Source organism: Streptomyces bambusae (assembly GCF_020532645.1).
In the GTDB taxonomy this organism is placed as follows: domain Bacteria; phylum Actinomycetota; class Actinomycetes; order Streptomycetales; family Streptomycetaceae; genus Streptomyces; species Streptomyces bambusae.
On the sequence record NZ_JAJAUZ010000024.1, the window covers coordinates 104,980 to 111,411 of the forward strand.

Consider the following 6,432-nt stretch of genomic DNA (forward strand, 5'->3'; position numbering starts at 1 on the left):
CGGGGCCGGGGAGCGGGACGCGGAGGGCGACGTGAAGCAGGGGGAGCGGCCGGCCGGTTCCCGGGCGGCGGTGCCGGGGGGTGTCCGGCGCGCCGCCGGGTGGCTGGCCGGCAGGCGGGCGCGGCTGCGGTGGGTGCACCTGGTGCTCGGCGGTGCCCTGCTCATGCCGTACTTCCTGCTGACGAGCGTTCTCGTCGGTGTCGTGGCCGGGGGGCGCAACGCCCTGTCCTCGCTGCCGTTGATGCTCGTGTCGTACGCCGTGGCGCTGCCGGTGGTCGCGGCGACGGGGATGTCCTCGCTGGTGCGGCCGATGTCGGTGGCCTCGGTGCGGGCCATGTGCGGAGTGCCGGGGGAGGGGCTGGCCGACGGGCCCGCCCGGTCGGGCTCGGCCCGGGCCCGGGCCGCGGGCTGGTGGACCCTGCACCTCGGGGTGGGGGCCCTGCTCAGCGGCATGAGCCTGGCGGTTCCGCCGATGGCGGTGGTGCTGATGGTGGTGCCGTTCTCTCCCTCGCTGCGGCACGTGTACGCCGCCGGGAGCCCGTGGGTGCAGTCCGGGGCCGGCATGGCCGTCGCCCCGGTCGTGGGAGCGGCCCTGCTGGTGGCGCTGGCCGCCGTGGCGGCCGGGGCCGGCAGCCTGCTGGCCCGGCTGGCTCCGGTGCTGCTGGGGCCCACCCCGGCCGACCGGCTGGCCGCCGCGGAGGAGAGGGCCGCGGACCTGGCCGTCCGCAACAGGCTGGCCCGCGAGCTGCACGACTCGGTCGGTCACGCGCTGAGCGCGGTCACTCTGCAGGCGGGGGCGGCCCGCCGGGTGCTGGGCAGCGATCCCGCGTTCGTGAGGGAGGCGCTGGCGGCCATCGAGGAGACCACCCGGCGGACGGTGGGAGAGCTGGACACCGTCCTCGGGCTGCTGCGGGAAGGGGAGGGGGCGCACCCCGACACCGCGCCGGCGCCCACCCTGGCTGCCGACCTGGACGGGCTGCTGGACCGCACCCGGGCCGCCGGGATCGTGGTGGACGCCACCGGCGGCGACTGGTCCCGGCTGCCGCAGACGGTGTCCCGGGAGGCGTACCGGATCGTGCAGGAAGGCCTGAGCAACGCCCTCCGGCACGGCACCGGCCCGGTGGTCCTGCGGATCACGGCCCCCGGGGCAGGGCCCGGCCCCGGGGCGGGCGGGGAGCGGGCGCAGGAGCGCGGCGGAGAGGAGAGGGACGGAGCGGAGCGGGGCGCGGGCGAGACCGGCCGCGGCGGGGAACGGGACGGGGCGCGGGACAGCGGGCCGCGCGGCCGGGAGAGGTACGGGGAAGGGGAGCGTGGGGACGTGGAGATAGTGATGGAGAACCCGATGGAGAACCCGATGGCCGGAGCGGCGGCCGCCGCGGGCCGGAGCACCGGAGGACGGGGGCTGCACGGGATACGGGAGCGGGCCGTGCTGCTCGGCGGCACGGCCGAAGCGGGCGAGCGGGACGGCCGGTGGCGGCTGCGGGCCACCCTGCCGCTCGGCGGCCCGGCGGGAGGCCGGCGGTGAGCGGGGAGCAGCTGCGGATCGTGCTCGCCGACGACGAGCGGATGGTGCGCACCGCCCTGCGCGTCATCCTCGACGCCGAACCCGACCTCCGCGTCGTCGGCGAGGCGCAGACCGGCGCGGAAGCCGTGTCCGTGGTGCGCGAGCTGCGGCCGGACGTGGTGCTCATGGACGTGCGGATGCCGGACATCGACGGGATCCGGGCCACCGAGCAGATCCTCGCCACCCTCTCCGAGCCGCCGCGGATCGTGGTGGTGACCACGTTCGAGAACGACGCGTACGTGTACGAGGCGCTGCGCGCGGGGGCGGCCGGGTTCCTGCTCAAGCGGGCCGCGGCCGAGGAGCTGATCGGGGCGGTCCGGCTGGTGGCCCGCAGCGACTCCGTCCTTTTCCCGGCCGCCGTCCGGGCGCTGGCCGCCGAGCACGCCCGCCGGGCGCCGGAGCTGCCGGCGTGGGCGTCCCGGCTCACCGGGCGGGAGCAGGACGTGCCGCGGCTGATGGCGGCCGGGCTGTCCAACGGCGAGATCGGCGAGCGGCTCGGGGTGGGCCCGGCCACCGTCAAGACGCACGTGGCGGCCGTGCTGGCGAAGACCGGCTCGCGGGACCGCACCCAGGCGGTGATCGCCGCCTTCGAAGGGGGACTGATGATGAGGAAATCCTGAGAACCCGGCCACAACCGGGGCAGACCGGAACGCCCGGGGCTGTTCGGACGTCTTCCAGGGGGATGAACAAGACGATCAGGCGTGCGTCGGTCTTCTGTCTGATCCTGGTACTCGCCCTGCTGGTGCGGGTCACCTGGGTCCAGGCGTACCAAGGCCAGGCCCTCGCAGACGACGAGAACAACAAGCGGACGATCATCGCGCGGTACTCCGGCCCCCTCGGGAACATCATCGTGGGCGGCAATGCGGTGACCGGGTCCAAGAAGGTCGACCAGGGCAACTACGCGTACATGCGGACGTACACAGACGGCCCGCTGTACGCGCCGGTCACCGGATACAGCTCGCAGGTCTTCGGCAAGAACCAGCTGGAGAAGCTGTACGAGAAGGTGCTCGACGGGTCGGACAACCGGCTCAAGAACCCGCTCGACGTCCTCACCGGCAAGCGGGCCGAGCCCGGCAACGTCCTGACGACCATCGACCCCGCCGTGCAGAAGGCCGGCTACGCCGCGCTGAAGGGCAAGACCGGGGCCGCCGTCGCCGTCGACCCGGCCACCGGGGAGATCCTCGGCATCGTCGTCAACCCGTCGTACGACCCGGGCCGGATCACCGGCGGCACCAAGAAGGACGGGCAGGCCTGGAAGGAGCTGTCCGCCGACAACGGCAAGGCCATGCTCAACCTGGCCCTGCGCCAGCCCGTCGCCCCCGGTTCCACCTTCAAGCTGGTCACCATGGCCGCCGCCCTGGAGGACGGGCTGTACGGCTCGATCGACGAGCCGACCGACAGCCCCGACCCGTACACCCTCCCGGGCACCCGGTACGTGCTGAAGAACGAGAGCGCCTCGGCGCCGTGCAAGAACGCCTCGCTGCGCACCGCCCTGCGCTACTCCTGCAACAACGTGTTCGCGAACCTCGCGTACAAGCTGGGCCAGGACAGGATGCGGGAGATGGCGGAGAAGTTCGGCTTCAACGACAAGAAGCAGGACATCCCCGTGCGGGCCACGGCCAGCAACTACCCGGAGAAGAAGATGTCGCCGGACCAGGTGGCGCAGACCGGCATCGGGCAGTTCGACGTGACGGCCACCCCGCTGCAGATGGCGATGGTCGCCGCGGCGATCGAGAACGGCGGCAAGCTGGTCGCCCCGCACATGGTCTCCGAGGTCACCGACGCCGACGGCAACGTGCTGGAGAGCTTCAAGGACGCCAAGTCGGAGCAGATCATGAGCGAGGAGACCGCCGAGAAGATCCGCGACGCGATGCGGACCGTGGTCGAGGAGGGCGGCGGCGGCACCGCCAAGGTCGCCGGCGCCGAGGTCGGCGGCAAGACGGGCACCGCCCAGCGCGGCGTGAACAACAGCCTCAACCCGTACGCCTGGTTCACCTCGTACGGGAAGGCCGGCGGCAAGCAGGTCGCGGTGGCCGTGGTGATCGAGAACTCGGACACCGACCGCTCCGAGATCGCCGGCGGCAAGCTCGCCGCGCCCGTGGCCCAGAAGATGATGGCGGCGGCCCTCGGCAAGTAGGGCCGGCCGGGAGGGGGCGCGCCGGGAACGGTTCCGGGACCCGGCGCGTTTCCCTTCCATGATCAGGAACGCCGGCCCCGCCGACCTCGACGAGATCGCCGCGCTGCACAGCCGGGCCCGCGCCACCTACTACCGCGACCGTATCCCCGCAGAGGCGTACCACGGCCAGACCGAGGCCATCCGGTCCCGGGAGGCGTGGGCGCACACGATCGAGCGCGGCGACGGCAGCGTCCTGTGCGCCGAGCTGCTGGGCCGGGTGGCCGGGGTCGCCGCGTTCCGCGTCGTGGACGGCGAGATGACCCTGACCCAGCTGCACGTCGACCCGGACCACTGGCGCCGGGGCATCGGCGCCGAGCTGCACGCGGTCTGCGTCGAGATCTGGTCCCGGTGCGGCGTGGTCCGCGCCCGCCTGGAGGTCTACGCCCACAACCGGCGCGCCCAGGATTTCTACGCCGCCCAGGGCTGGCGCCCCGCCGGGTCCGAGGCGCGCACCGGCAGCCACCGCACCCTGTGGCTGGCGGTCCCGCCGCCCCGGGAATGACCCGGCCGGTGGCGGCGTTGTGCTCCCCGGTGCCCGGAGGCCACCCCTCCGCGCCGCCCGCACACCCCCTCACCCACCGGAGAGAAGAGCCCCCATGCGCGTCGAGATCTGGAGCGACATCGCCTGCCCCTGGTGCTACATCGGCAAGGCGCGGTTCGAGAAGGGCCTCGCCGGGTTCGCGCACCGGGACGAGGTCGAGGTGGTGTACCGGTCCTTCGAGCTCGACCCGCACCGGGCCAAGGGCGACACCGGGCCGGTCGTCGAGATGCTCGCGAAGAAGTACGGGCGCACCCTCGACGAGGCGCGCGGCATGGAGGAGCACGTCGCCCGGAGCGCCCGCGCCGAGGGTCTCGACTACCGCACCGAGGGCCGCGACCACGGCAGCACCTTCGACATCCACCGGCTGCTGCACCTGGCCGCTGCGCGCGGCCGTCAGGAGGCCCTGCTGGACCTCGCGTACCGGGCCAACTTCGCCGAGGAGCGCTCGGTCTTCGACGCCGAGGTGCTGATCGCCCTCGCCGTCGAGGCCGGTCTGGACGAGGCCGAGGCCCGCGAGGTGCTCGCCGACGAGGGCGCGTACGCCGACGCCGTGCGGGCCGACGAGCGCGAGGCCGCCGAACTCGGTGCGAACGCCGTGCCGTTCTTCGTGTTCGACCGCCGCTACGGGATCTCCGGCGGACAGCCCGCGGAGGTCTTCACCCAGGCGCTGGAGCAGGCCTGGCAGGGCCGCGTGGCGGTGCCGGCGCCCGCCGCCGGGGCGGAAGCGTGCGAGCCGGATGGCGCCTGCGCCGTTCAGTAGGCCCCTGACCTGGCTACATAAGTCTCCCTTGGGATTCCAGTAGGAAACTCCCCAATGGACTTTGAGGTGGTGGCGGTCCACAGTGGGCGCATGGACCTTGCCCTTGCCGCACTGACCGGCGCGGAGTTTTCGCGTACCACCACCCACCTGAACACGGCCACCTGCGGGATCATGCCCCGCAGGTCGGTCGCGGCGGTACGGGAGCTGGCCGAGGCGGCCGGGGCCGGCGAGGCCGCGGGCTTCGGCGACTTCGGGCGCGTCGAGCGGGTGCGGGAACTCTTCGCCCGCCTCGTCGGCGTCCACCCGGACCGGGTCTCACTCGGCAGCGCCGTCGCCACCCATGTCGCCCTGGTCGCCGCCGCCCTGCCGCCCGGCGCCGAAGTCCTCATCCCGGAGGGTGACTTCGCTTCGGTGATCAACCCGTTCGTGGTGCGCGGCGACCTCAAGGTGCGGTTCGCACCCCTCGAAGGGATCGCCGGGGCGGTCGGCGCCGGCACCGCGCTCGTCGCGCTCAGCGCCGTGCAGTCCGCGGACGGCCGGGCCGCCGACCTGGCCGCCGTCCGGGAGGCCACCGCCGGCGTCGGTGCCCGGATGCTCGTGGACGCCACCCAGGCCGCAGGCTGGCTGCCCTTCGACGCCTCCCCGTACGACTACACGGTGACCGCCGGCTACAAGTGGCTGCTCGCCGCCCGGGGCGCCTCCTACCTCACCGTCTCCGAAGAGGCGCAGGAGTCGCTCGTCCCGCTGCACGCCGGCTGGGTGGCCGCCGCCTCCATGTGGGAGGCCACCTACGGCCCGATGGCCGAACTCGCCCGCACCGCCCGCCGGTTCGACGAGAGTCCGGCCTTCCTCGCCTACCACGCGGCCGAACCCGCGCTGGAACTCCTGCTGGACGTCGGCGCCGGGGCCGTCCACGCGCACGACACCGTGCTCGCCGGCCGCTACCGCGCCGGGCTGGCGGAGCTGGGCCACCGCCCGGTCCCCGGCAGCGCGCCCATCGTGTCCGTGCCCGGACTCGCGGACCGGCAGCCGGCCCTCGCCGCGGCCGGCATCCACACCGCCGCCCGCGCCGGCTCCCTGCGGGCCTCCTTCCACCTCTACAACACCGAGGCGGACGTCGACCGCCTGCTGAACGCCCTCGCCGACGCCTGACCGCCGGCGCCGACCGGGCCTGCCCGCCCGCGCCCGCCCCTGCCCGACCTCACCTGCCCGCCCGCGCCGCCGCTGCGTACAGTGCGGGCATGAGCGATCAGGCGGACAGGCCGGACCAGGCCGTGCTGCACGTGAAGGGGCGGGTGCTCGTAGGGCCCGACGAAGTCCGGGACGAGCTGTGGGTCGTGGGCGGCCGGGGGGGGGGCACCCCCCCCCCCCCCCCCCCGGGCGCCCCGGGG

General features: G+C 74.4%; 6 protein-coding genes. All 6 read left to right on the forward strand.

The window, feature by feature from the left end; all coding sequences use genetic code 11:
- Nucleotides 1-31: 31 nt before the first annotated feature.
- The 6 genes from LG634_RS18655 (at nt 32) to LG634_RS18680 (ending at nt 6,193) form a co-directional block, all read left to right on the forward strand.
- Nucleotides 32-1,525, forward strand: coding sequence for a sensor histidine kinase (locus tag LG634_RS18655; protein ID WP_372482450.1), 1,494 nt, complete (start codon nt 32-34; stop codon nt 1,523-1,525).
- 41 nt (nt 1,526-1,566) lie between these two features.
- Nucleotides 1,567-2,184, forward strand: a complete 618-nt coding sequence (locus tag LG634_RS18660) for a response regulator (protein ID WP_372482452.1) — start codon at nt 1,567-1,569, stop codon at nt 2,182-2,184.
- Nucleotides 2,185-2,246: 62 nt separating this feature from the next.
- Nucleotides 2,247-3,701, forward strand: a complete 1,455-nt coding sequence (locus LG634_RS18665; RefSeq protein WP_226734996.1) for a peptidoglycan D,D-transpeptidase FtsI family protein — start codon at nt 2,247-2,249, stop codon at nt 3,699-3,701.
- 58 nt (nt 3,702-3,759) lie between these two features.
- Entirely contained in the window at nt 3,760-4,242 is a 483-nt protein-coding gene (locus tag LG634_RS18670) for a GNAT family N-acetyltransferase (RefSeq protein ID WP_226734997.1), read from the forward strand.
- Nucleotides 4,243-4,336: 94 nt separating this feature from the next.
- The gene (locus LG634_RS18675; protein WP_226734998.1) at nt 4,337-5,041 is read left to right on the forward strand and encodes a DsbA family oxidoreductase; all 705 of its coding nucleotides are present in this window, start codon (nt 4,337-4,339) and stop codon (nt 5,039-5,041) included.
- A 90-nt stretch (nt 5,042-5,131) separates the two neighbouring features.
- Nucleotides 5,132-6,193, forward strand: coding sequence for an aminotransferase class V-fold PLP-dependent enzyme (locus LG634_RS18680; RefSeq protein ID WP_226734999.1), 1,062 nt, complete (start codon nt 5,132-5,134; stop codon nt 6,191-6,193).
- Nucleotides 6,194-6,432: the final 239 nt, after the last annotated feature.

Coding starts and splice junctions, on each gene's coding strand:
- LG634_RS18660 (WP_372482452.1), top strand. CDS start 1,567: ATGGTGCGCACCGCCCTGCGCGTCATCCTCGACGCCGAACCCGACCTC.
- LG634_RS18670 (WP_226734997.1), top strand. CDS start 3,760: ATGATCAGGAACGCCGGCCCCGCCGACCTCGACGAGATCGCCGCGCTG.
- LG634_RS18665 (WP_226734996.1), top strand. CDS start 2,247: ATGAACAAGACGATCAGGCGTGCGTCGGTCTTCTGTCTGATCCTGGTA.
- LG634_RS18675 (WP_226734998.1), top strand. CDS start 4,337: ATGCGCGTCGAGATCTGGAGCGACATCGCCTGCCCCTGGTGCTACATC.
- LG634_RS18680 (WP_226734999.1), top strand. CDS start 5,132: ATGGACCTTGCCCTTGCCGCACTGACCGGCGCGGAGTTTTCGCGTACC.